General features: G+C 61.2%; 2 protein-coding genes. Both read left to right on the top strand.

Translation table 11 applies throughout. The annotated features are described in order from the left end of the window. On the top strand, positions 1 to 221 hold a 221-nt coding region (locus RVY79_RS17080), incomplete at its 5' end, for a DnaB-like helicase C-terminal domain-containing protein (RefSeq protein ID WP_317465667.1). Next, on the top strand, positions 218 to 557 hold a 340-nt coding region (locus RVY79_RS17075), incomplete at its 3' end, for an HNH endonuclease signature motif containing protein (RefSeq protein ID WP_317465666.1). The genes RVY79_RS17080 and RVY79_RS17075, both read left to right, overlap by 4 nt.

Below are 557 nucleotides of genomic sequence, written 5' to 3'. Positions count from 1 at the left end.
CGGACACGATCATGTTCCTGTACCGGGACGAGGTGTATCACCCGGACAGCCAGGCCAAAGGCATTTGCGAGGTGCTCATCGGTAAGCAGCGCCAGGGCGAAACCGGCATGGTGCCGCTGGCTTATCAGGGCGAGTTCACGCTGTTTCACGACTTGCAGCGCGGATACACGCCGCCGGAACCGCGGCACGCATCCCGGCACAGCTTGCGGGGTGACATGTGAGCCTGGGCGAAGAAACCTTCGCGCTGCACCTTCGGGCTGCTGGCATTGAGGATGATGTGACCGATAACGAGTTTCTGCGCAAATTCGGTGCGCGGATTAAGCGCAGCTTGTACTGCTGGGAATGGACTGGCGGTCGCACCGGAAATGGTTACGGCGCATGCCGAGTCGACGGCAAGAACGTTGGCGCGCACGTCGCTTCGTACGTCGCAGCCCATGGTCCTTTGGCTGCGGGGATGTGTGTGATGCATGTCTGTGACAACCCGCTATGCGTAAGGCCCGACCATCTTCAGGCCGGCAGCCTCGCGGACAACATGGTCGACAAGAAGCGCAAGGGTC

Origin of the sequence: Chromohalobacter sp. HP20-39 (assembly GCF_033052815.1) — a bacterium.
In the GTDB taxonomy this organism is placed as follows: Bacteria; Pseudomonadota; Gammaproteobacteria; order Pseudomonadales; family Halomonadaceae; genus Chromohalobacter.
Note: the sequence above shows the minus strand (reverse complement) of the source record. Positions and strands in the feature narration are given on the sequence as shown.